The organism is Chryseobacterium ginsengisoli (assembly GCF_039542325.1).
In the GTDB taxonomy this organism is placed as follows: Bacteria; Bacteroidota; Bacteroidia; order Flavobacteriales; family Weeksellaceae; genus Chryseobacterium; species Chryseobacterium ginsengisoli.
The window spans coordinates 151,224-176,474 of record NZ_BAABHX010000009.1; the positions used below are offsets into that span (position 1 = coordinate 151,224).

The 25,251-nt window shown below is 33.1% G+C and carries 26 protein-coding genes; all 26 read left to right on the forward strand.

Features of this window, described 5'->3' with window-relative positions; all coding sequences use genetic code 11:
* Positions 1-16 precede the first annotated feature (16 nt).
* The 26 genes from atpG to ABD940_RS21105 all read left to right on the forward strand — a co-directional run bounded on the left by atpG (position 17) and on the right by ABD940_RS21105 (position 25,198).
* A complete protein-coding gene (gene atpG, locus ABD940_RS20980) occupies positions 17-880 on the forward strand; it encodes an ATP synthase F1 subunit gamma (RefSeq protein WP_345208185.1) in 864 nt (287 codons plus the stop codon).
* A 102-nt stretch (positions 881-982) separates the two neighbouring features.
* Complete coding sequence (locus ABD940_RS20985) at positions 983-2,341, forward strand: hemolysin family protein (RefSeq protein ID WP_345208187.1); 1,359 nt, start codon at positions 983-985, stop codon at positions 2,339-2,341.
* Between the two features lie 21 nt (positions 2,342-2,362).
* On the forward strand, positions 2,363-2,668 hold the full coding sequence (locus ABD940_RS20990) for an ATP-dependent Clp protease adaptor ClpS (RefSeq protein ID WP_345208189.1): 306 nt from the start codon (positions 2,363-2,365) through the stop codon (positions 2,666-2,668).
* 135 nt (positions 2,669-2,803) lie between these two features.
* Complete coding sequence (locus ABD940_RS20995) at positions 2,804-4,642, forward strand: T9SS type A sorting domain-containing protein (protein ID WP_345208191.1); 1,839 nt, start codon at positions 2,804-2,806, stop codon at positions 4,640-4,642.
* A 128-nt stretch (positions 4,643-4,770) separates the two neighbouring features.
* The gene (gene udk / locus ABD940_RS21000; protein WP_267402912.1) at positions 4,771-5,385 is read left to right on the forward strand and encodes a uridine kinase; all 615 of its coding nucleotides are present in this window, start codon (positions 4,771-4,773) and stop codon (positions 5,383-5,385) included.
* Between the two features lie 2 nt (positions 5,386-5,387).
* Positions 5,388-5,741 carry an FtsB family cell division protein gene (locus ABD940_RS21005; protein WP_345208194.1) on the forward strand — a complete coding sequence of 118 codons (354 nt, stop codon included), beginning with the start codon at positions 5,388-5,390 and terminating at the stop codon, positions 5,739-5,741.
* A 74-nt stretch (positions 5,742-5,815) separates the two neighbouring features.
* Positions 5,816-6,979: a methylmalonyl-CoA mutase family protein gene (locus tag ABD940_RS21010; protein WP_345208196.1), complete on the forward strand. Its 1,164-nt coding sequence runs from the start codon at positions 5,816-5,818 to the stop codon at positions 6,977-6,979.
* Positions 6,979-7,419, forward strand: a complete 441-nt coding sequence (locus ABD940_RS21015) for a DinB family protein (protein ID WP_345208198.1) — start codon at positions 6,979-6,981, stop codon at positions 7,417-7,419. Before ABD940_RS21010 ends, ABD940_RS21015 begins: the two co-directional genes overlap by 1 nt.
* A gap of 145 nt (positions 7,420-7,564) precedes the next feature.
* Positions 7,565-7,951 carry a GxxExxY protein gene (locus ABD940_RS21020; protein ID WP_345208200.1) on the forward strand — a complete coding sequence of 129 codons (387 nt, stop codon included), beginning with the start codon at positions 7,565-7,567 and terminating at the stop codon, positions 7,949-7,951.
* A 117-nt stretch (positions 7,952-8,068) separates the two neighbouring features.
* Positions 8,069-9,139, forward strand: coding sequence for a class I SAM-dependent methyltransferase (locus tag ABD940_RS21025; RefSeq protein ID WP_425550376.1), 1,071 nt, complete (start codon positions 8,069-8,071; stop codon positions 9,137-9,139).
* A gap of 137 nt (positions 9,140-9,276) precedes the next feature.
* A complete protein-coding gene (locus tag ABD940_RS21030; protein WP_345208204.1) occupies positions 9,277-9,549 on the forward strand; it encodes a hypothetical protein in 273 nt (90 codons plus the stop codon).
* Between the two features lie 293 nt (positions 9,550-9,842).
* Complete coding sequence (locus ABD940_RS21035; RefSeq protein ID WP_345208206.1) at positions 9,843-11,222, forward strand: dipeptidase; 1,380 nt, start codon at positions 9,843-9,845, stop codon at positions 11,220-11,222.
* Positions 11,223-11,922: 700 nt separating this feature from the next.
* Complete coding sequence (locus tag ABD940_RS21040) at positions 11,923-12,825, forward strand: T9SS type A sorting domain-containing protein (RefSeq protein WP_345208208.1); 903 nt, start codon at positions 11,923-11,925, stop codon at positions 12,823-12,825.
* Positions 12,826-12,961: 136 nt separating this feature from the next.
* Entirely contained in the window at positions 12,962-13,672 is a 711-nt protein-coding gene (locus ABD940_RS21045) for an SDR family oxidoreductase (protein WP_345208210.1), read from the forward strand.
* 147 nt (positions 13,673-13,819) lie between these two features.
* On the forward strand, positions 13,820-14,566 hold the full coding sequence (locus ABD940_RS21050) for an electron transfer flavoprotein subunit beta/FixA family protein (RefSeq protein ID WP_345208212.1): 747 nt from the start codon (positions 13,820-13,822) through the stop codon (positions 14,564-14,566).
* 95 nt (positions 14,567-14,661) lie between these two features.
* Positions 14,662-15,609, forward strand: a complete 948-nt coding sequence (locus ABD940_RS21055; RefSeq protein WP_345208214.1) for an electron transfer flavoprotein subunit alpha/FixB family protein — start codon at positions 14,662-14,664, stop codon at positions 15,607-15,609.
* A 200-nt stretch (positions 15,610-15,809) separates the two neighbouring features.
* Positions 15,810-16,412 carry a bifunctional nuclease family protein gene (locus ABD940_RS21060; RefSeq protein WP_345208216.1) on the forward strand — a complete coding sequence of 201 codons (603 nt, stop codon included), beginning with the start codon at positions 15,810-15,812 and terminating at the stop codon, positions 16,410-16,412.
* 21 nt (positions 16,413-16,433) lie between these two features.
* Positions 16,434-17,816: a nucleoside permease gene (locus ABD940_RS21065; protein WP_345208218.1), complete on the forward strand. Its 1,383-nt coding sequence runs from the start codon at positions 16,434-16,436 to the stop codon at positions 17,814-17,816.
* Positions 17,817-17,931: 115 nt separating this feature from the next.
* Positions 17,932-18,477, forward strand: coding sequence for an RNA polymerase sigma factor (locus tag ABD940_RS21070; protein WP_345208221.1), 546 nt, complete (start codon positions 17,932-17,934; stop codon positions 18,475-18,477).
* A complete protein-coding gene (locus ABD940_RS21075) occupies positions 18,455-19,144 on the forward strand; it encodes a hypothetical protein (RefSeq protein WP_345208223.1) in 690 nt (229 codons plus the stop codon). Before ABD940_RS21070 ends, ABD940_RS21075 begins: the two co-directional genes overlap by 23 nt.
* Before the next feature lie 81 nt (positions 19,145-19,225).
* Complete coding sequence (locus ABD940_RS21080) at positions 19,226-20,320, forward strand: hypothetical protein (RefSeq protein WP_345208225.1); 1,095 nt, start codon at positions 19,226-19,228, stop codon at positions 20,318-20,320.
* A 148-nt stretch (positions 20,321-20,468) separates the two neighbouring features.
* Positions 20,469-20,849 (forward strand): hypothetical protein, encoded by a 381-nt coding sequence (locus ABD940_RS21085; RefSeq protein WP_345208227.1) that lies wholly within the window; start codon positions 20,469-20,471, stop codon positions 20,847-20,849.
* Positions 20,850-20,857: 8 nt separating this feature from the next.
* Entirely contained in the window at positions 20,858-21,307 is a 450-nt protein-coding gene (locus tag ABD940_RS21090; protein WP_345208229.1) for a hypothetical protein, read from the forward strand.
* Positions 21,308-21,324: 17 nt separating this feature from the next.
* Positions 21,325-22,503 carry an acetyl-CoA C-acyltransferase gene (locus ABD940_RS21095; RefSeq protein ID WP_345208231.1) on the forward strand — a complete coding sequence of 393 codons (1,179 nt, stop codon included), beginning with the start codon at positions 21,325-21,327 and terminating at the stop codon, positions 22,501-22,503.
* Positions 22,504-22,684: 181 nt separating this feature from the next.
* The gene (locus tag ABD940_RS21100) at positions 22,685-23,542 is read left to right on the forward strand and encodes an SDR family oxidoreductase (protein ID WP_345208233.1); all 858 of its coding nucleotides are present in this window, start codon (positions 22,685-22,687) and stop codon (positions 23,540-23,542) included.
* Positions 23,543-23,725: 183 nt separating this feature from the next.
* Complete coding sequence (locus ABD940_RS21105) at positions 23,726-25,198, forward strand: MFS transporter (protein ID WP_345208235.1); 1,473 nt, start codon at positions 23,726-23,728, stop codon at positions 25,196-25,198.
* Positions 25,199-25,251 lie beyond the last annotated feature (53 nt).

The following is a 25,251-nucleotide window of genomic DNA, read 5'->3' on the forward strand; positions in this document are numbered from 1 at the left end:
AACAACTAAACCAAATATGGCAAACTTAAAAGAAATACGAGGCAGAATTAGTTCAATTTCATCTACGATGCAAATTACACGTGCTATGAAGATGGTTTCCGCTGCGAAACTGAAGAAAGCGCAAGATGCAATCGTAATGTTAAGACCTTATTCTGAAAAATTACAGGAGCTTATCCAGAATGTAAATTCTAGCTCAGATCCTGATCAGGTTTCTGTTTACGCTCAGAAAAGAGAAGTAAAAAGAGTCCTTTTTATTGCTGTTACTTCAAACAGAGGTCTTGCTGGAGCTTTTAACTCATCAATTGTTAAGGAGCTTAATGTACAGTTTCAGAACAATTCTCAATATGAGGTTGAAGTTCTTCCTGTAGGAAAAAAGGCTTTTGATGCTGTAAGAAGAAATCGCACGGTGTATAATAATGCAAGTTCTGTTTTCGATAATTTAAACTTCGATTCTGTAGCTCACGTTACGGAAGGAGTGATGAATAGCTTCAAAGAAGGTAAATTTGACGAAGTTTATTTAATTTATAATAAATTCGTTAATGCTGCAACTCAGGAAGTGACTACGGAACAGCTTCTTCCAATTTCAATGCCTGAAACTACAGAACCTCAAGTAGAAACAGATTATATTTTTGAGCCGAATAGAACAGAAATCTTGGATAACTTGATTCCTAAATCTATTAAAACTCAGGTTTTCAAAGCAATCCTGGATTCAGTAGCATCTGAACACGGAGCGAGAATGACTGCGATGCACAAAGCAACAGACAACGCACAGGCTTTGAAGAATGACCTTGTAATCTTCTACAACAAAGCAAGACAAGCTGCAATTACAAACGAGATTTTAGAAATCGTTTCTGGAGCAGAAGCTTTGAAAAATTCATAAAGAATTATTTTAACACAATATTAAAGCATCGTATCACACGATGCTTTTTTTGTTATTTTTATTTTATATATCTTTGTATCAACAAATTTATATAATTTCTAAATGGACTCGGACATAGTCAGGCTTTTGCTAGCCGTCTTACTTGTTTTACTTAATGGCTTTTTCGTAGCCGCAGAATTTTCAATTGTTAAAGTTCGTTATTCACAAATCCAGATAAAAGCCGCAGAAGGAAACTCTATGGCAAAACAGGCAGAACATATCATCAAGCATCTTGATGAGTATTTATCGGCTACACAGCTTGGTATTACGTTGGCTTCTCTTGCTTTAGGTTGGGTTGGTGAAAGCGCATTACATCATATTGTTGAAAATATTTTCACATCTCTTAGTATTGATCTTAGTCAGGCAACAGTTACCTCAATTTCGGTAGCTACAAGTTTTGTCTTGATTACAATTATGCATATTGTTTTTGGTGAGCTTATCCCAAAATCAATTGCCATAAGAAAATCAGAAGCTACTACAATGGCGACTGCAATTCCTTTGAGGGTTTTTTATACAATCTTTAAACCTTTTATATGGTTGATGAATCTGATGTCAAATACATTTTTGAGATTAGTTAAAATTCATCCTGCTTCAGAGCATGAAATTCATTCGACGGAAGAATTGCAGCTATTGGTAAAGCAAAGTGCTGACAGTGGTGAAATTGAAGAAGAAAACTACGAGATCATTAAAAATGCCTTTGATTTTACGGATCATTCTGCAAAACAGATCATGGTTCCACGTCAGAATATCACCTCAATTGATTTTAAAGAAGACATCAATGAGATCATTAATACAATCATGGATAGTGGATATTCCAGAATTCCGGTGTATTTAGATTCGATTGATAATGTGATTGGTATTTTATATACGAAAGAAATCATCAGAGAATTCGTTAAAAGAAAAGGAGAGCTTAATCATGATGATTTAAAAGAATTAATGCGTGATGCATTTTTTGTGGTTGGAAGTAAAAAGATTTCAGATTTATTGAAAATTTTCCAGCAAAAAAAACAGCATTTGGCAATCGTTATCGACGAATTCGGTGGAACGGAAGGTATTATCACTCTTGAAGATATTTTAGAGGAATTGGTAGGTGAAATTCAGGATGAAGAGGATGATGAAGAGAAAATAGTTGATAAAATCGGGGAAAATACATATTGGGTTCAGGCAACTCAGCCTTTAGATGAAATCAACGAGTTTATTCCTAAAAAATTACCGCTTTCTGAGGAAAGTGAATATAATTCTTTGGCAGGTTTTATTCTACACGCTTTGGAAGATATTCCGGAAGAAAATCAGGAATTCGAATTAGATGATTACCATTTCAAGATTTTGAAAATGAATAATAAAAGTGTCGAACTTGTAGAATTGATATACGAAGAGCCTAATAATATTAATGATCTTGCCGATAAAATAGGAGAGGTTTAATCTATTTTAAATATATTAAAAATGATTTTTTATAACAGTATAAAAGATTACGAAGACCCGAAACGCCAATACGAAGAAGAAGTTCTTGTATTAGATGATACAGATGAAGTCTATAAATTGGTGTTACATAACGACGATGTTCATACTTTCGATTATGTAATTGATTCTTTGATAGAAGTTTGTAAGCATACCTTAGAACAAGCCGAACAATGTACTATCTTGGTGCATTTTAAAGGCAAATGTACGGTAAAAACAGGCTCAATAGATATTTTGAAGCCAATGCACGAAAAACTACTTTCAAGGGAATTAACAAGCGAAATAGTATAATACAAAGCTCTGACAGTTGTCGGAGCTTTTTTTGTATTTAATAATTTTAAGTTTTTTTTAATGTTTTATAAAAAGATGTTAATATTTAGTAAATATTTTATATATTGGCTTTTTATAACATCAAAAAACATTTATATGAAACTGAAAATTAATTCGTTAATTCTTGGCTGTGTATTATCATGCTCTGTAATGATGGGTCAGGAATCATCTTTGGAAGCACCTGCAAGAAGATGGATCACAGAAAATTCACGAAATCTTGGAATTCAGAATTCTAGTCAATTCAAATTAAATTTTGTCAGAAAAGGAAGTTCTGGAGAAACATTACGTTTTCAACAGATGATGAAGGACGTTCCTGTTTTCCAGTCTGAACTTGTTGTTCATTTTAATAAAAATGGAGGAATATCTTATACTTCTACAGAAAGTTTTAAAAAAGATATAAAAGAAATTAGTGTTATTCCTTCGTTTCCAGCATCCGAAGCTCTTATAAAGGCTCATCAAGCTTCACACACGAAAGGAACAATTACCCATGAAGATAATAAACTGTATGTATATCTTACAGATTCGGGAGATACAAAATTAGTATATCGTGTTTTGACGAGCTCTTTCGAAAATCCGGGAAGTTGGGAAACAATTATAGATGCACAGACTGGAGAAGTAATAAGCGTTAAAGATGTGGCTTATTACTATAAAGAAAAAGATAAAAATCCTGAAAAGAAATCAAATAAAAAGAATACTAAAGCCAAAAAAGTTTTGGTTTCAGGAACTGGATATATTTTCAATCCGGATCCTCTTTCTAAAATGCAGGTGGCTTATGCAGGACAGTATGTTGATAATAATGATGCTACGAATGCCAGTTTAGATGCTGCAAGAACTTTAGTTACAATTCCTGAACTGGATTTAACTGCCGGAGTTTACAAATTAAAAGGTTCTTATGCAGAAATTAAAGATCTTGAAACACCATCAACAGGTCTTTTTACACAAGCTACCAATCAGTTTTTATTTAATAGAAATGATCAGGGATTTGAAGCTGTAAATGCTTATTGGCATATTGACAACAGCTTACGTTATATTAATGAAACAATGAATATTGATTGCAAGCCATTAACAAACGCGGGAATTTTATGGTTCGATCCTCATGGTTTGGATGGTGATGATAATTCTTATTACAGCAACGGAAGGCTCGTTTTTGGAGAAGGTGGAGTAGATGACGCTGAAGATGCAGACGTTGTTCTGCATGAATTAGGACACGGAATCCACGATTGGCTTACCAATGGAAGTTTGTCCCAAGTTCAGGGATTAAGTGAAGGTTGTGGAGATTATTGGGCACAATCCTATAGCAGAAGCCTAAATCAATGGCCTTCCTCTGCAGCAGCTTACAACTGGATGTTCAGTTGGGACGGACATAACGAATATTGGGCGGGAAGAATTACCAATTATACAGTTTTATATCCTGGTTCCGGAGCAATCCATACAAGAGGACAGATTTGGGCATCTGCTCTTATGAGAATCTACGATAAAATAGGCAAAGCAAAGACAGACAGAGCATTTCTGGAAGGAATAAGCATGACAAATTCAAGTTCAAACCAACAGAATGCTGCGATTGCCGTAAGACAGGCTGCAATTGATATGTTGGGAACATTTGGGTTTACCTGTGCGGATATTGCTCAAATGACACAGGAATTTACAGCGGCAGGTTACGTTTTACCGGCATATACTTGTCTTTTGGCAGTTAATGAAGCAGAGAAAAAAGATATTATTTCCGTATATCCGAATCCGGTTTCAGATATTTTAACGGTTTCTATGAAAATTAACAAAGAAGAAAAAGCCGAAATTTACAATATGGAAGGCAGAAAAATAATGGAAACAACAATTGGAAACGGAAGAAATACCATTAATGTTTCACATTTACAGGTTGGAGATTATCTTTTAAGGATAAAAGGTTTGGAGATCTCAACTAAATTTATCAAAAAATAAAATTGAATTTAAATATTAAATCCGGTGTTTCTGCATCGGATTTTTTCTTGAGAAATTCAGCTTTCATTATTTTATTTGCATTGAACTAAAATAGTATATTTGTAAAAACTATAAAGAAACAAAAAAGAATGCTTGTAATAGGAATTGCAGGAGGTACAGGATCCGGCAAAACTACGGTTGTTGATAAGATACTTCAACAGCTTGATATCGAAGGAATGAATATCCTTTCTCAGGATAATTATTATCATGATAATCATAATCTTACGCTTACAGAAAGAGAGGCTTTGAATTATGATCATCCAAAATCCATCGATTTTGATTTGCTGATACAGCATGTAAAAGCTTTAAAGAATAATGAGCCGATTGAACAGCCGATTTACAGCTTTGTAACACATGGACGAACCGGAGATCATGTAACTGTAGAGCCTAGAAATGTATTGGTGGTGGAAGGAATTTTAGTTCTTACCAACAAAGAATTATTAAAAGAGTTTGATTTAAAAGTATTTGTTCATGCAGATTCTGACGAAAGACTGATCAGAAGGATCCGAAGAGATACTCAGGATAGAGGAAGAGATTTGGGAGAAGTTTTGCACCGTTATCAAACGACTTTAAAACCGATGCATCAGGAATTTATTGAGCCTTCAAAAAATGAAGCGGATCTTATTATTCCGAACATGAGGCAGAATTCCGTAGCGATTGATTTTTTAACTACTGTTATTAAAAATTCGTTGAGAAAACATTAAAAATGAAAGAAAATAAGCTTATTAAAGACATCCAGCCAAAGTCTGAAACACTTAAAGTTATTCAAAAATATGTTTTGAATAAATATACTATTACAATTTGCCTGTTTCTGGTTTGGATGATTTTCTTTGATAAAACTTCGTTTTTGGTAATCAATGAGCTGAATGGCGAGATTGGCAAATACGAAGAACAGCTTCAATATTATAAAACCGAATACGAAAAAAACGATGCGTTTTATAAAAAATTGATGAACAATAAATCTGAAAAAGAAAAATACGCAAGAGAAAATTATTTTATGAAAAAGCCGGATGAAGAGATTTTTATTCTGGTCGTAGATAGTGCAAAAGCTAAAAAATAATTTAAAAAAGTGATTGGTGAATTGCCGATTTGCTTTGCTTGTCAAATTTTTTAATTCAAAACTTATAATAAAGAATGTCAAATACAGATACATTTTCTAATTGGGAAAATCTAGTAAAAAAACAACTTAAAATTGACGATATTTATTCAATTCTTACCAAAGAAAATTTGGAAGGGATTGAAGTAAAACCTTTTTATGATTCGGTGCAAAAACCTTTGGTAAACCTGCCAAAAATTGAAGAAAGCACGCATTTGGTGGCAAGATATCATGAAAGTTTAGAAGAAGATGTATTTGCTTTTATTTTGGATCAAAATGTAGAAAATCTTGAGGAAAAAACAATTTTCGTAAATAATATCGATTTGGCGGGACATATCAGTCCGAAAGAAGAAGATCAGTATTTTTCTTTAATTGATGTTTTTGATGAAAAAGAAGCTACAATTAATGATCAGTTGGTGAAAGAATTATTGGCAAAACAGTTTAGAAGAAATATTTGTATAGATATTTCCCTTCATCAAAACGCTGGAGCTGCAATTTACCAGCAATTGGGAATTGCTTTGGCAAAAACTAAAGAATTGGTAGAAGTTTATGGCTCTGAAATTTTAAATAAACTGATTTTCAGAATCGCAATCGGAGGAAACTATTTCTTCGAAATGGCAAAACTGCGAGCTTTTAAAATGGTTTTCAATCAACTTTCTAAAGAATATAACTTAGACGAAATTCCATATATTTTTGCAGAGACTTCTTTAAGAAATAAAGCTGTTTCTGACAACGAAAATAACCTGATCCGCTCTACTTTAGAATTGGCTTCTGCAATGATTGGCGGAGCTGATGCGGTTTTCAGTAATAATTATTTGGTTGACAGAAGTACGGATAATTCTGAAGAAATTTCTTTTAAACAACAGATTGTTTTGGCTTACGAAAGTATCATTAATGTCTTTGAAGATGCTTCAAACGGAAGTTATTATGTAGAAGATATTACTAAGCAGATTGCAGAAAAATCTTGGGCTTTATTTGTTGAGATTGAAGAAAATGGAGGATATCTTGAGCTTTTAAAACAAGGAATTATCCAGAAAAAGATCTACGACTATGCTGTTGAAGAACAAAAATGGGTGGAAGAAGGAAAAATAAAGTTGATCGGAGTTAATTTATATCCAAAACTAGACGTTAAAAAGTCTGTTGGGGAATTGTATAACGAAAAAGAAATAAAAGCTGTTCGTTGGGCTGAAATGTTTGAATAATGAAGGAAAAACTGGTTGATTTATTTGAGTATACGTTTCATTTTAACAAAGAAATGATTAAAGTTATTGCGGAAAATATATCGAAAGTTGATGAAAAAACGATCAGTCTGATCAATCATACCTTGAACGCTCAACAAATCTGGAATTCCAGAATATTAAACGAAGCGACTTTCGAAGTTTGGCAGATCAATCCTTTTGAAAATTTGAATGAAATTAATCTGCAAAATTTTAATGGAAGTATTGAAATTGTAAAGAATTCAGATTTAGATCAAATAATCGAATATAAAAATTCAAGAGGAACATCCTTTGAAAACAGTATTTTTGAAATGCTTTTTCATGCAATCAATCATTCAACTTATCATCGGGGACAACTCAATTCTCTATTGAAACAAAGCGGAATTGAGCCAGTATTGACGGATTATATTTTTTATAAAAGATAATTAGACGTAAATATCTGTGCCGATCTGTGAAAATCTGTGGTCAAATAAATAATTCTTATAAATATTAACCACAGATTTTCACAAATTTTCACAGATGATTGTGGATAGTATTTTGGAAAAATTTAAATAAACACAAACAAATATAATGAAAGAAAATGAGATAAGTTTTTATATCAGAAAATCAATATTTTCTGTTTATAATGAGCTTGGTCCTGGCTTGCTTGAAAAGGTCTATGAAAATGTTTTAATTCATGAACTTCAAAATAATGGCTTGAATGTAAAAGCTCAAGTTCCAATGAAAATAAAATATAGAGATACTTTTATTGATTCTAGTTTTATTGCAGATATTATTGTTGAAAATAAAGTTATTATTGAGGTGAAAGCTGTTATAGAAATTAACAACATCCACCATCAACAATTATTAACCTATCTGAAATTAACAAATTTAAAGCTAGGCATTTTAGTAAATTTCAATACGGATTATATTGATAAAAGTATTTTCAGAAAAATAAATGGCAATTTAGATTATTAAAAATAAAACACGATCATCTGTGAAAATCTGTGAAAATCTGTGGTCAAAAAAATAATAAACACCGAAGTTCAAAAATACATCAACGCAAATCTAAATACAGACTTGCACACCTTATTATTGAAAAAATCCCCATTTCCTGAAGTTTCCATGCAGGAAATCGTTCAACAAATCAAAGGAAAGCAGGTTGCGCAGAAAAAGTTTCCTTTTTTATTGAAAGAAGGAATAATTTTCCCACCACAATTGAGCTTAGAGCAATCTTCATCCGAAAAAACAGCATTATATAAATCCGAAATTTTAAAAGGAAAGAAGTTTATTGATTTAACGAGTGGTTTTGGGATTGATGCTTATTATTTGTCCAAAAATTTTGATGAAATAACTTTAGTTGAACAAAATTCAGATCTTTTAGAAATTGTTGAACATAATTGGACTGTTTTACAAAGAAAAGCAAAATTTATTAATCAAAAACTGGAAGATTTTCTTAATGAAAACAAAGAAACCTTTGATGTAATCTATCTTGATCCCGCGCGAAGAGATAATAATAAAAATAAGGTTTTTCTGTTGGAAGATTTGTCACCCGATATTCTTGAAATTCAGGAAAAATTACTTTCAATTTCTAACGTGGTTGTGATAAAACTGTCTCCATTAATCGATTTGAAATATCTTGTTTCTGTTTTACCAAGTATTTTCAGGATTGATATTATTGCGTTAAAAAATGACGTAAAGGAGGTCGTTATTTTTTTATCAAAAGAAAATTTAGGAGAAATTACCTGTAATTGCGTGAATCTCGAAAGTGGAGAATCTACTTTTACATTTAAGTTTGGAGAAGAGGAAAATGCTCATTCAGAATATGACGAACCGGAAAAATTTATTTATATTCCCAATAATTCAATTTTAAAGGCAGGGATTTTTAATGTAATCTCAGAGAAATTTGGATTGAAAAAGCTGCATCCGAATACACATCTTTATACTTCAAATGAAAAAATTAATGATTTTCCCGGAAGGATTTTAGAAGTAGAAGTTGTTGGAAATAAACAAATTAAAAAGAAAAGTCAATTTAATATTATTTCAAAGAACTATCCGTTAAAACCTGAAGAAATAAAGAAAAAATATGGCTTAAAGGACGGTGGAGAAAGCTATATTATTTTTACACAATCCAAAAAAGGAAAAATAATAGTAAAATCAGTATAAAAATGTTGCCGAAAAATATAGGATTTCTTAATTTTGGGCAATTAAAAATTTAGGGATGAAATCGCTTGCTGCTAAAATAATTATGAACAGCTTAAATAATGTGATTCCATACGAACTTTAAAAAAATAATTTTAGATATGAAAAAATTAGTTATCTGTTTAGCTCTTGCGACTGTTGCTGTAAGCTGTAAAAAAATTCAGGCTGGAGGAAATAAAAATACTTTAAAGCTTGAAGAAGGAGCTGAAAGATATTCTGATGATCCACAAGGTGAAGGTCACGGTCATGAAGCTGCAGCTACACATAAAGAGGAGGCAACTGCAGAAAAGCATGAGACTGAAGCTCCAAAAACGGATAGCGCAGCTACTGCAAAGCCTGCTGAAGCTGAAAAAGCACCAAAAGCTGAGCACTAATTATTAGTACAATATAAAGAATATCCTGCAGAAATGCGGGATATTTTTTTGGAGCTTATCCCGCTTTCCGTTACAATTCCTCATTACGCGGCTACGCTTCGCTCCGCCGCTCCATTGCGGGATTTTCACTACAATCGGGCTAGGAATTTCGTCATTTCATCAAAATATTACATAATTCAGAAGATTTTGACAGAGAAAGAAATTAGGTTTAATAATAAACCTGAGGAAAATTATATGTTTTTGTTTGTTCCTGCGGGGCAAATTTTTTACTTTTAACAAAATAATATTTTACAATGCAAGAGACATTAAATTACATCAACGAAAATAAACAGCGTTTCGTAGATGAATTATTTGAATTATTGAGAATTCCTTCTATTTCTGCAGATCCTGCGTATAAAGATGACGTTTTGAAATGTGCAGATGTAGTAGCGGAATACCTTAAAAATGCAGGTGCCGATAATGTGGAAATTTGTCAGACAAAGGGATATCCTATCGTTTACGGGGATAAAATTTTAGATAAAAACTTGCCGACGGTTTTGGTTTACGGGCATTATGATGTTCAGCCTGCTGATCCTTTGGAATTATGGACGAAACCACCTTTCGAACCATATATCGAGAAAACCGAACTTCATCCTGAAGGTGCGATTTTCGCAAGAGGTTCCGCAGATGATAAAGGTCAGTTTTTTATGCATTTAAAGGCTTTCGAAGCGATGATGAAAACAAATGCTGTTCCTTGTAATGTTAAGTTTATTTTAGAGGGTGAAGAAGAAGTTGGGTCAGTAAGTTTAGGAGATTTTGTTAATGAAAACAAAGAAAAATTATCTTGCGACTGTATTTTGATTTCAGATACTCATATCTATAGCAATGAACAACCGACTGTTACAACAGGTTTGAGAGGTTTAAGCTATGTAGAAGTTGAAATTGAAGGACCAAACAGAGATTTACACTCAGGACTTTATGGTGGAGCAGTTCCGAACCCAATTCATGTGCTTTCAAGAATGATTGCTAAATTGATCGACGAAGATGGTCATATCACAATCGACGGATTTTACGACAATGTAGAAACCGTTTCTGACGCAGATAGAGCCGATATGAATAAATTAAAAGACAATCCGGAAGAATTCAAAAAATCGATCGGATTAAGTGGAGTTGAAGGTGAAAAAGGCTATACAACGCTTGAAAGAACTTCTATCCGTCCGACTTTAGACTGCAACGGAATTTGGGGTGGCTATACAGGAGAAGGTGCAAAAACAGTTATTCCTTCTAAGGCTTCTGCTAAAATTTCAATGCGTTTGGTTCCTTATCAGACTCCGGAAGAAATTACAGAGAAGTTTACAAAATATTTTGAAAAAATTGCTCCTGAAAACGTAAAAGTGAAAGTTACGCCACATCATGGAGGTATGCCTTACGTTTTACCTACAGACACAAAAGAATTCTTAGCTGCAAAACAGGCTATGGAAACAGCTTTCGGAAAAGAAGTTCTTCCATACAGAGGTGGAGGAAGTATTCCGATTACAGCAATGTTTGAACAGGTTTTAGGTGCTAAATCTGTATTAATGGGATTCGGGTTAGATTCTGACGCGATCCATTCTCCAAATGAACATTATGGATTATTCAATTTCTATAAAGGGATTGAGAGTATTCCTTTGTTTTTTGAGAATTATTCGAAATAATTAAAAGTATTCTTTTATGCTTTAAAATCTCATAATTATTTATGAGATTTTTTTGTTTTCAAATATCACTGTTTAGAGATTTTCCCTATATTTAACAATCAAAATAATAAATTAATAACTATGAAAAAAATTGCTTTAGTGGCAGCTTGTGCCTTATTTGCTAATTCTTTATTTTCTCAATAATGGACAGGGAATCTAAATTCTACCGATAGTATTTACAGAGATGGAAAAGTAAGTGTCGGTTCTTCGCAAAGTGTAGATAAATTAAATGTTAGCGGAGGATTGAGAATGCTTGGTGGTACTGTTAATTTTGGATATATACCATTTTCTACAGCCAGTATGAATTCTTATTTTTCTATGGGATATGTTGATAATAGTAGTTCAAATCTCTCAAGTGGTTTTTATCTTTATCCATTTTCATCAGATCTCCTTTCAATAGATATAAATACAGGAATGGTTATCTATCCGGAGTCTTATAAAGCACTTTACATGAATAGTGTAGGTAAGATCGGAATGGGTGCCAATAATTTTAGTTGTTCTGATCGTAATGATTATATGTAATCTTCCCTTCGTTAGGTACATTCAAAAGTAGAGTTTTTGTTTTCCATTTGCTTTTAGAGAATGAATTTAAATAATTTATTCGTAATCATTTGACTATTAAAATATTATTACTATATTTATGAAACTAAATAATTATGACATGAGAAAAATTTTACTTTCTTTAGCTATTTTTAGCTATTTTATGGGCAGTGCTCAGATGAATTACGGTTTTGAATCTGCACAAGGATTTAATGTAGGAGCTATTGCTGGTCAAAATGGATGGGGAGGAACTGCAGCTGTATATATTGGAGCAGTAACTGCAGAGCAAGCTAACCCAGGAACACAATCTTTGAAAATTACAGGAAATAATGGGACTAATCATGCGTCTGCAGGTGCTATTAGCCCAACTGTAACTGTAAATGGACCTATTGTAACAGTTGTTTTCAATGCTTATTTTACAACATCTACTCCAGCAGGAGATGAATGTGATTTCTTTTTTTCACCACAATCACCTGCTCAAAGTACAATTAATGCAAGATTAAGATTTGATTATCAAAATAACATCCAAGTAATTGATATGGATCCATCAACTCTTCAACTTGCTTATATAGACACTGGTACAAATTTTACAAGAAATGCTTGGAATACATACAAGATACAATTAGATTTTACAAATAATATAGCAACATATTATCAAAATGGAACTCTAATCTATACTGGTCAGGTTGCAGGAGGAACTTTGGTTGGAAATCTTGCTATTACCAGTGATAATTATAATAGTGCAGCATATTTTGATGGAATTCAAGTTGTGAGTGGAGTATTAGGAACTTCTGATGTTAAAAAAATATCGTATAAAATGTATCCAAACCCAACTTCTGATTTTGTAGTTATTGAAACTAAAGATAAAATAAATTCAATTGAGATTTATGATTTTTCAGGAAATAAAATAAATGCGTCTTTTGTTGAAAATAAAGTTGACTTAAGAACATTACCGATTGGTGTTTATCTTTTAAAAATAAACACACCTAAAGGTCAGGTAATTGATAGAATAGTTAAAAAATAGATTAATAAAATAAATTTTAAAACGCTTCAATCCAAGCGTTTTTTTTATTGTCGTAAAAAGTAAACTGACAAATGTTAGTTAATAAAAACGTTCCAATTGGAGCGTTTTTATTATTTTTAGGAACTTAATTTAGAATATGACGATAGAAAATAAAGTTGCTTATATAACAGGTGGAACAAAAGGAATAGGTTTCGGAATCGCAAAGATTCTACTTGAAAATGGAGTTTCAGTTGCATTTTCGGGGAGAAAAAGAGATGATGTTGAAAAAGCTGAACAAGATTTAAAACAATATTCTGAAAATGTTTTAGGAGTTGTTTCAGATGTAAGAAATCTTGAAAGTGAAGAAAAAGCTGTAAAATATACCATAGAAAAATTCGGAAGATTGGATTTTGTGATTGCTAATGCAGGTTTAGGGATTTTCAAGCCTGTAGATCAACTGTCCGCAGAGGAATGGAATGATATGATCGAAACAAATTTGACGGGTGCTTTCTACACCTTAAAAGCTTCTGTTGAAGAATTAAAAAAGACAGAAGGATACTATATCACTGTTTCAAGTTTAGCAGGTGCAAATTTCTTCGAAAATGGAACGGGCTATAACGCTTCAAAATTCGGTGTAGTAGGTTTCACACAGGCTGCAATGATTGATTTAAGAAGATATAATATTAAATCAACGGTAATCATGCCGGGTTCAGTAGCAACAAATTTTAATGGAAATATTCCTTCTGAAAAAGATGAATGGAAAATTCAGCCCGAAGACATGGGAAATCTGGTATTGGATATTTTAAAAATGAACCCTAGAGTTTTGCCAAGTAAGATCGAATTTAGGGCAACCAAGCCTGCAAAGTAGGGACTTTAATGCATTGAATAGTAAAATAATAAGTACTATGCATGCATAATATATTTTTTATTTATATTAGCAAAAATTAATTAAAACAAAATCTCAGTATAAAATCCCCTAATTTTTATACAAAAGAGAAACAATAAAATAGTACACATGAAAATATTAGTTTGTATAAGTAGTGTTCCGGATACTACTTCCAAAATTAACTTTACAGCGGATAAGTCTGCGTTCGACAAAAACGGAATTCAGTGGGTAATCAACCCGCTAGACGAATTTGCGTTAACAAAAGCAATCAAATTACAAGAGTCTCAAGGTGCTACTGTAACGGTAATCAACGTAGGTGATGCTGCAACAGAACCAGTTGTGAGAAAAGCTTTGGCAATCGGAGCAAACGATGCGGTAAGAGTAAATCTTGATCCTAAAGACAGTTATTCGACTGCTAAAGAAATCGCTGCTGTTGCTCAAAACGGTGGTTATGACTTGATTCTTTGCGGTAAAGAATCTATTGATTACAATGGTGGTTCCGTTCCGGGAATGGTTGCTCAGTTGTTGAATCAGCCTTTCGTAAACGCTTCTGTAGGTTTGGATGTAAACGGAGCTGAAGCTACTGCGGTAAGAGAAATTGAAGGAGGTAAAGAAACTATTTCTGTGAAATTACCGGCCGTAATCGCTGGTCAGAAAGGATTAGTAGACGAAAAAGATTTGATCATTCCAAACATGAGAGGTATTATGTCTGCGAGAACAAAACCTTTACAGGTTGTAGAACCTACTTCTACAGAGGTGAAAGTTCAGGGAGTTTCTTACGACAGTGTTCCTCCAAGAGCTGCTGTAAAATTGGTTTCTCCGGATAATTTGGATGAATTGGTAAGATTACTTCACGAAGAAGCAAAAGTAATTTAAGAGATCATAGGTATTAGATAAAAGGTAATAGTTTAATACATGCTTTTTAACCTAATTCCTAAAACCTAACCCCTACAACCTAAAAAATAAAAAAAATGGCAGTATTCGTATACGCAGAAAATATAAACGGAGTTTACAAAAAAGCGGCTTTTGAGGCAGTTTCTTATGCTAAAGCTGTTGCAGATAAAGCTGGAGACACAGTTACAGCGATCTCTGTAAACCCAACAGATTCTTCAGATTTATTATATAAATATGGAGCATCAAATGTAATTAATATCAAGGACGAAGGTCTTAAAAGTTTCTCGGCTAAAGCTTATGCTCAGGCTGTAAGTGAAGTGGCAAACGGAAATATCATCGTTTTTCCTCACACAACAGATGCTTCTTCAGTTGCTCCGATGTTGGCAGTAATGAACGGACATTCTTTAATTACTAATGTTTTGGAAGTTCCGGAAAGTCTTTCTCCGTTTCAGGTAAAAAGAAAAGCTTTTTCAGGAAAAGGTTTCATGCATGCAAAATCTGAAGCAGCAGGAGTTATCCTAACAGTTTCTCAAAATGCTTTTGGAGTTAAAGAAAATGCAGTTTCAGGTTCAGAAGAAGTGAAAAACTTATTTGTTGCTAATGAAGATACTAAAGTAATTTCTCATGAGCAAAGTTCAGGAAAATTAGACTTAAAAGAAGCTGAAATCGTAGTTTCTGCGGGTAGAGGATTGAAAGGTCCTGAAAACTGGGGAATGGTAGAGGATTTAGCAAACCTTTTAGGTGCAGCTACGGCTTGTTCTAAACCGGTTTCAGACATCGGTTGGAGACCTCACACAGAACACGTAGGACAGACAGGTAAAGCAATTTCTCCAAATCTTTACATTGCAATCGGTATTTCTGGTGCAATTCAGCATTTGGCAGGAGTGAACTCTTCTAAAACGATTGTTGTAATCAATAGTGATGCTGAAGCTCCGTTCTTCAAATCGGCTGATTACGGTGTAGTGGGAGATGCTTTCCAGATTATCCCTGCATTAACAGAGAAAATTAAAGCTCTTAAAGGATAAGAGACGTAAATTGTGAATGATCAATTCGCTTTGCTGTCAATTTTGTTTAATTAGAAAATTTATTGGCAAGGTAAAATTGATTTATTGAAATATAATTCACGATTCACCGATCATTATAATACAATAAAAGCCCATTTTTGGGCTTTTATTTTTGTCTAAAATTAAATCCTACAATAAAAAATTAATTTATATTTGTAGTTATGGATTATAAACAGTTAATTATTCGCGGAATATCGTACAGCCAGACACAATCCGGGGCGTACGCGTTGTTATTGGAACATGAAGAAACACACATAAAATTACCTGTTGTTATAGGAAATTTCGAGGCTCAATCCATTTCTCTTGGTCTGGAGAAAGACATTCATCCGCCTCGTCCTCTTACACACGATTTATTCACAAAATTTATAGTTTCTGCCAATTATGAACTGATCTCTGTGATCATTTATCAGATTGTAGACGGAGTTTTCTTCTCCAATATTAACTTTAAAAATAAAGCTAATGAAGAGGAAATGATTCTTGATGCAAGAACTTCCGATGCAGTGGCAATGGCAGTAAGATTTGATGCTCCTATTTTTACGACTCAGCAAGTGTTGAACGAAGCAGGAATTCTTTTAGAATTGGAAGATGTAGCTAAAGAAGACCAGCCTTTTTCTGAAACTATTCAGACAACGGAAGACAGTTTGAGATCTGTTTCTATGGAAGAGCTTCAAAAATTATTGGAAGAAGCCGTAAAAGAAGAAGATTACGACACTGCCTTGGAGATTCAGGAAGAAATCAAGAGGAGGAAAAAGAAAATTGATTAATAGAGATATTTTACACTAATTATGAATTTAAAATTACGACTTACCATCCTTAGTTTTCTGCAGTTCTTCGTTTGGGGAGCATGGTTGATTACGATGGCCAATTTTTGGTTTGGTACAAAACATTGGGATGGAGCGCAGTTTGGAGCTGTTTTCGGAACAATGGGGATCGCATCCATTTTTATGCCGACCATTACCGGAATTATTGCGGACCGTTGGGTAAATGCAGAACGGATTTTTTCGGTTTTACAAATCCTGTACGGTTTAGTTCTTTTCTTTTTACCACATACTGAAAGCCCAAGTTCTTTTTATTATGTAATGTTGGCTGCGATGTGCTTTTATATGCCGACAATCGCATTGGCAAACTCTATATCTTACACTGTTTTAAAGAACAGTAATTTGGATGTTGTTAAAGATTTTCCCCCGATTCGTGTTTGGGGAACCATTGGTTTTATTGTGGCAATGTGGGTTACCAATCTTACGGGAAATAAAGCTACAGAAGGACAGTTTTATATTGGAGGAGTAGCGGCAATTGTTTTGGGGATTTATGCATTGACTTTACCTAAATGTCCGCCACAGAAACTAATAGACAAAAGTGCTCCTTTAGTGGAACAGTTAGGTCTGAATGCATTCAAGCTGTTTGGAAATTATAAAATGGCATTGTTCTTTGGATTTTCGATGCTTTTAGGCGCTGCATTGCAGTTGACAAACGCTTATGGAGACGTTTTTCTAAGTGAATTTTCTCATTTTCCTAAATATGCAGAATCCTTTGTAGTTCAGAGATCAACAATTGTGATGTCTATTTCTCAGGTTTCTGAGACATTATTTATTTTGGCAATTCCTTTCTTTTTAAAACGATACGGAATTAAAAAAGTAATGTTGATTTCAATGTTTGCATGGGTTTTAAGATTCGGATTCTTTGCTTACGGAACGCCGGAAGGATATGGAGTATCATTAATCATTTTATCTTGTATTGTTTATGGAATGGCTTTCGATTTCTTTAATATTTCGGGATCACTTTTCGTAGAAACTACTACAGATAAAAAAATCCGCTCTTCTGCACAGGGATTATTCATGATGATGACGAATGGTTTCGGAGCTTATTTCGGGAGTAATATTGCGGGTTGGGCAATTGATAAATTTTTTACGCACAAATTTACAAACGCTACAGAATTAGCAAATCATCTTGATACAACGCCAGATAATGCTACTTTTCTTGAAATTCTTAAAAATACATTCAATTCGGTAGTGAATTCGGATGGAACTTTGTCTTCTGCCGTTATGCTGAGAGACTGGCCAAATATCTGGATTGCTTTTGCTGCTTATGCATTAGTTCTTGCGGTTCTTTTTGCTGTTTTATTTAAACATAAGCATGACCCGAACGAATTAGGAGATATAAAACACTAATATTATATCATTGATTTTTAATATATTAAATTGCATTTTCAAAAAAAGTGCAATTTTTTTTGTTTTTAAGGCAACCTTTTTAGCAATCTTTCGTCTTATAAATAGAAACTGATAAATGAAGAACATAGAAGAGAATTTTAAACTGGCAAAAAAACAGGATCGGAGAGGGCAGAAAGCTCTTTACGAAATGTTTTCGGTGAAAATGCTTGCCATTGCAAATTCTTACGTCAATAATCTCCATGATGCGGAAGACATTTTAATGAATTCTTTTTTTACGTGTTTTTCAAAAATTGACGAATGCAGAGAGTGGAAAAGTTTTCAGTTTTGGCTGAGGAAAATTGTAGTCAATAATTCAATTAATTTCATCAGGAAAAGCAAAAATATTCTTTATACAGATGTTGAGGTGAATGAAATTGGAAATATAGAAGACGATTGGGAAGATAAAGTGGAAGAGATCAATATGGAAGAAATTTTTTCCAAAATGCCGGACGGATACAGGCTGATTTTTAATCTTTACGTTTTTGAAGAGAAAAAGCATCACGAAATTGCAGAAATTCTCAATATTTCTGAAGGCACGAGCAAAAGCCAGTTGAGCAAATCTAAGAAATGGATCGCAGATTTTTTAAAGCAAAAGAAAGATGAAAAACAATACGTTAAATAAATTAAAATCCGACTATGAAGAGCTTGAAATAAAGCCTTCATTAGAGCTTTGGAACAAATTGGATCAAAGGTTGGACGAATCACCCGAAATTGTTTCAAAAACATCTTTCCAGTGGTTGAAATATGCCGCAGTTATTTTGTTATTGATTTCTGCAGGAACTTTCATCTATTTTAATATCAATAAAAAAAGCTTTAATTATAAAAAAACAGATTATATCGTTAAAAAACGGTTAGAAAATAAGATGAATCTGATAAATCCGGAGTTTGAAAATCAACCAATTATTTCAGATGAAGAAAAAATAAAAAATAATGAAGTGAAAGTTGTTGTTGAAAATCAAAAATTGAATTCAAACAAAGAAAAAGAAATCATTCAACCTCAGATTTCAGAATTCAAAATATCTAAAATAACAATCAAACAGCCTGAAAAGATTGATATTAAATCAGTTGAAATTGAAAATAAAATTCCAAATCTTCCAGTAATTGCAGAAGTTAAAAAAGCTAAATCAACCTACATCAATTCCAATGAGCTTCTTTTGGGAAGAGAATTTGATAAAACAAGAGAAAATCCTTACAAAGATGATGTAAAGTTCGGAGTTTTTAATTTTGATAAGCCTAAAATAGATAATGTTACGGTTTTGGGAGTGTCCGTATACGTTGATTCTAAATAAATCTTAAACTTTTTTAATCTTAAAATACTGTTTATAAAAATGAACAGAGGTAAAATATTGTCTAAAAATAATCTAAAATATATGAAAACAAAAATTGCTTTAATGACTGCTTTAATGGCTTTTTCTTACACTTTTGCACAGGAAAATCCACATGCAAATCCTTCAATGAAAAGCTATTCGAGAAAGATTGACAGCATCGTGGTTTCGGAGAAAATAAAAATGAATAAGGAGCTTGATGATGTTGATAAAAACTTCAATAATAACAAAATTAATATCGACGAAAAACAAAAGCAAAGAGCCGAAATCGCTTCAAAATACGAACAGAGCATCAATGAAAAAGTTGACTCCCAAAAATCTGAACTAGAAGAGGCAACCAGAGAAATGGTAAAAGATGCTGTTTTGAAACCGAATGATTCTTCAAGAAGAGGTAAAAATCAAATAATTTTTGGGTTGGGTGGAATCAAATCGCGTATGGATACAGAAAAGAAAACACCAAAAGATTTTCTTAGTTCTTGGGAATACTCTGTTGCACTTGTGGGAACGAGTTATGCTTCAAAAGATAATCCTTTCAAATTCTATGATAAAAGTTCTGATATAAAAAATGTAGTTTTCAACTCTTCCAGTTTTGCGATACGATATGAAAATCAGCTTGGTGGATTCAAAAGCCCTGTATTTTACCGTTTGGGTGTTGCTTACAGATGGGATCAGGTAAAACCGAAATACGGACAGGTTTTTACTCAGGATAATAATACATTGGCAATCAAAGATTTTACGAAAGGAAATTTGAAAGAAACACATCTTGACAACCATTATATTTTCGTTCCGGTAGATTTCAGATTTGTTTTAAATCCTAAATATATTGATTATGATGGCGTAAAATATTTGGATAATAGAAAAAGCCAGTTCAGTATTATCGCGGGAATTTATGGAGGAGTAAGAGTTACGAGCAATATTTATAATAAATACTCTAATGAATTCAGTAACAGGATTGTGGAAAGAGAAAGATTAACGCATGGAGTGAATGATTTTGTTGTTGGAGGAAAACTTGGGATCGGATATGCAGGTTTCAATATTTATGTGCAGAAAGATTTTACACCGACATTTAACAATAATGCGAATCTTACACACAAATATGGACTTCAAATCGGTATCGAATTACTGAATGTCAATTTTTAATTTGATAATAATGGTCATTATTTTTTGTGAAATATTAAATTTAATTTTAAAATTTTTAATATTAATATTTAGTTAACGATAAATTACTGTTTTTAAAACACACTCATTTTAAGTGTGTTTTTTTTTGTATTTTGGCACTTTAAGAATTATGAAAAATATTCAGTTATTAGGATTGTTATTGGTGATTGTAGGAAGTTTCCTGCCTTTAGTTCATGTGCCTATTATAGGAAACTGGAACTATTGGAAACTTGATCATTCATTAGCTATTGTATGCTGGATTCTTTCTGCTGGAGCGTTGTTTGGGATTGTGAATAACAGTGCGAAAGTAGCTAGAATTTTTGCGATTTTATTAATCGTATTATTCGGTTTTACACTATTTGCGGTAAAAATGCAGTCTATGGACTATTTTAGTTTTATGCCCATCAAATCTTTTCAGGAAAAACTGGCAGGGATTGTAAAATTAAGATGGGGATGGGCTGTTGAATTTTTAGGCGCTTTCATTATCATTTTAGCAAAAAATAATAAATAGACACATATATGAACTTTTTAAAAATACTTTCTGTAGCAGCTTTATTTTTATGTGTTTCTCAAATAGATGCTCAGAAAAAAGAAGACAATAAGGCTAAAACTGAAGTGGCTAAAAAACCTTTAGACAATCCTGTGAAATGTAATAACATTAAGGACGGAACTTTTTTACGAATCAATTATCCTAAGAATCTTTGGTATATGACGGTAAAAGATAATGTTCAGACAGAATATTATAATGACGGGAAAGATTTTATAAAATCGACTATGGTTTTTGTTGATGATTGTAATTATAAAGCTATTGTCCTTGAAAAATCAGAAAAAGAAAATCCTATAAAAATAGGTGATGTTTATTCAAATAGAATATTTGCAAGTCAGGATAATTTTTTAAGAATTGAAAGTGTCTTGAATGGTGAAAAATACGATTTGCCATTAGAAAAAGTAATAGAAGATAAAAAATAGAAATAAAGTATATACACATGAAAGAAGTATTCATCGTTTCCGCAGTAAGAACTCCGATGGGAAGTTTTTTGGGAAGTTTATCAGCTGTTCCGGCTACTAAGCTTGGATCTGTTGCAGTAAAAGGAGCATTAGACAAAATCGGTCTTGATCCGAAGTCGGTTCAGGAAATCTATATGGGGAACGTTTTACAGGCTGGAGAAGGACAGGCTCCGGCTCGTCAGGTTGCTTTAGGAGCGGGGCTTTCGAATGAAACTATCGCTACAACGATCAATAAAGTTTGTGCTTCAGGAATGAAGGCTGTAACGATGGCAGCACAGGCAATCAAAGCTGGTGATGCGGAAGTAATTGTTGCAGGAGGTATGGAAAACATGTCTTCAGTTCCTCATTATTATAACGCAAGAAACGCGACTAAATTAGGCGATGTTAAAATGCAGGACGGAATGGTTTTAGACGGTCTTACAGACGTTTACAACAAAGTTCACATGGGAGTTTGTGCAGAGAAATGTGCTACAGATTATAGTATTTCAAGAGAAGAGCAGGATAATTTTGCAATTCAATCTTATAAAAGAGCTGCACAAGCTTGGAGCGAAGGAAAATTCACTGAAGAGGTTGTATCTGTTGAGATTCCTCAAAGAAAAGGAGATCCTATCGTTTTTGCTGAAGATGAAGAATATAAAGCAGTAAACTTTGACAGAATTCCTACACTTCCTACAGTTTTCAAAAAAGAAGAAGGAACGGTAACAGCTGCAAATGCTTCAACTCTTAATGACGGAGCTTCTGCATTAATTCTTGTTTCTAAAGAAAAAATGGAAGAATTAGGTCTTAAGCCTTTAGCAAGAATCGTTTCTTACGCTGATGCAGCTCAGGCGCCTGAAGACTTCACAACTTCTCCTTCAAAAGCTTTGCCGATTGCTCTTAAAAAAGCGGGATTGGAGCTTACAGATATCGATTTCTTCGAATTCAACGAAGCGTTTTCTGTAGTAGGTTTGGCAAATAACAAAATCTTAGGATTAGATGCTTCTAAAGTGAACGTAAACGGTGGAGCAGTAGCAATTGGTCACCCACTTGGAAGTTCAGGTTCTAGAATTATCGTTACTTTGATCAATGTTTTAAAACAAAACAATGCAAAATACGGTGCTGCAGCTATCTGTAACGGTGGTGGTGGTGCTTCGGCAATTGTTATTGAGAATATGTAATTAAATTTTAATATTTAAATATAAGAATTGGAGTCATTTGGTTCCAATTTTTTGTTTTTATGGGTTCGATTTGTAAAAAGCATTGACAATTATCAAGAGTTTTTTCAAGCAATTATCAACGAATATTGGTGGTTTCTGTCTGTAATTTTGTCTCATTAATAACAACAAAAAAATAGTTAAAATGAACAAAATAGTTTTCATCACAGGAACAAGTACAGGATTCGGAAAATTAATGACGATTACACTTTCTAAAGCTGGTCATACTGTAATTGCAGGAATGCGCGGAACTTCAGGGAAAAATGCAGAAGTTGCAAAAGAACTTTCAGCACTTGAAAATGTTGAAGTTGTTGATATTGATGTTACAGACGATAATTCCGTCACAAATGCATTTGATGAGGTTTTGGCTAAGTATGGTCGAGTTGATGTTTTGGTAAATAATGCAGGTTTAGCCGGATTTGGTTTGGTAGAAGCTTATTCTATAGATCAGATCAAAAAGTTTTTTGAAGTCAATTTTTATGGAGTGATTCGTACTTATCAGGCGGTTTTGCCAAGTATGAGAAAAGCAAAATCTGGATTAATTATTAATCTTACTTCGGGAGCAAGTGGACATTCAATGCCTTTTATGGGACCTTATTTGGCATCAAAATTTGGTGTTGAAGCAATAGTTGAAGCTATTCAGGATGAATTATCACAGTTCAATATAGAAAATGTAACGATTCAACCGGGAGTTTATCCTACAGAAATGAATTCAGGAAGTAAAGCAGGTGTTCAAGCCGATAAACCGGAAATTACGGAAGAATATAATCCTGTAGCTTCAGAAATATTTAATGCTATCGGAGCCGGATTGTTTGGTAAAATGCAGGAGTTTGATATGAATCCTCAAATAATTGCAGACGGTGTATTGAAACTTGTTAATATGGAGAACGGAACTCGTCCGTTACGTTATCCGCTTGATGCAATCGCTCAAGGTACAGATATTGAATTTATCAACGCAAGAGCAGAATTAAAACAAAAATGGATGGAAAAATATGCCGGATAATTCATATAATTAAATCTTTATAAAAATGAGAAGTGATGTAGAAATGCATCACTTTTTCTTTGCTGAATACACTCAGATTTTCATAAAAAAGAATTTATATCCTCTGTTAAATTCTAATTAATAAAAAAAAGCACCGAATGTTCAATGGTTTTTATATTTTTGTGCTACTAATATTTAATTGAAATGTCTGAAATTGAGAATCAACAACCTCAGAATATAAAGAATAATCCAAAGATTATGAAAGCCTGGGCGGTGTATGACTGGGCAAACTCTGTTTATTCACTGGTTATTACATCTGCAATATTCCCTATCTATTACACGATCCTTACGACAGCTTACAACAAAAAAGAGTTTGTTGCAGCTGCTAAAGAAGTTCAGGAAGTTCCTGTAAGACACATGATAAGAATATTTGGAGAAAATTACGAACCAGATGCTGTTCTAAGTTTTTCCTACGCATTATCATTTTTTCTTGTCGTACTTTTGTCACCGTTTTTGTCATCTTTGGCAGATACTATCGGGAACAAAAAATCTTTTTTACAGTTTTTCTGTTATCTGGGAGCAACATCTTGTATGGGATTGGCGATGTTTACAGGAATGTCGAATGTCTTTTTAGGCTTGCTGTTCAGTATTACGGCGAGTGTAGGTTTTTGGGGAAGTTTGGTATTTTATAATTCGTTTTTACCGGATATTGCTACTCCCGAAAAGCAGGATTCACTTTCGGCGAAAGGATATATTTACGGTTATATAGGATCTGTAATTTTACTGGTTATCTGTTTGTTATTAATTCAGCTGGTTGCGAAAGGTCCGGAACAGGCTAAGATTTATATCAGAATCAGTTTCTTATTAACGGGAGCTTGGTGGTTTGGTTTCTCACAATATACTTTTAAACATTTACCGCAATTCGGAGATGTGAAGGATAAACTTCCTAAAGATCTGGTTCTTTTAAATTATAAAAACATTTTTAAAAAGCATGAAGAACAGGGTGGTTTCTTTGAAGTTTTAAAAGATAACATCAGTTTTTATAAAGATATTGCTAAAGAAAGCTTTCGAGAGCTGTTTCGTGTTGGAAGTAAGCTTTTTTCAGATAAAGGTCTGAAATTTTTCCTGTCGAGTTTCTTCTTTTACAGTGTAGGAATGCAGACTATATTTCTGATGGCTGTTCCTTTCGGAAGTACTGTTATCTTTCCGAAGGAAGTCGATAAATATAAACTTATTATTACAATTTTAGTAATCCAGATAATTGCTATTTTCGGAGCCTTCCTATTCTCAAAATTGTCTAAAAAGATCGGGAACAAAAATGTGATTACCATTGCAGTTATTATTTGGATCATCTGTTGTTTATCCGCATATTCTTTGAATAAAGAAAACCCGAATCTTCAGCTTCAGTTTTATGGTTTAGCGGGACTTATAGGTTTGGTAATGGGTGGTCTTCAGGCGATGTCCAGATCAACATACTCAAAGTTATTACCGGAAAATTCTATGGAAAACACAACGTATTTCAGTTTTTATGATGTACTTGAAAAAATAGCGATTATCTGCGGAATGCTTATTTTCAGTGTATTTATTCAGAAGTTTCATAATATGCAGTATGCATTCATATCAATGGGAGCATTTTTTGCAGTCGGAGCAATCCTTATCAGATTCGTGAAAAAATAATATATTAAAACTTTGATTTTAATTTTAAAAAAAGGCATTAATTATATTAATGC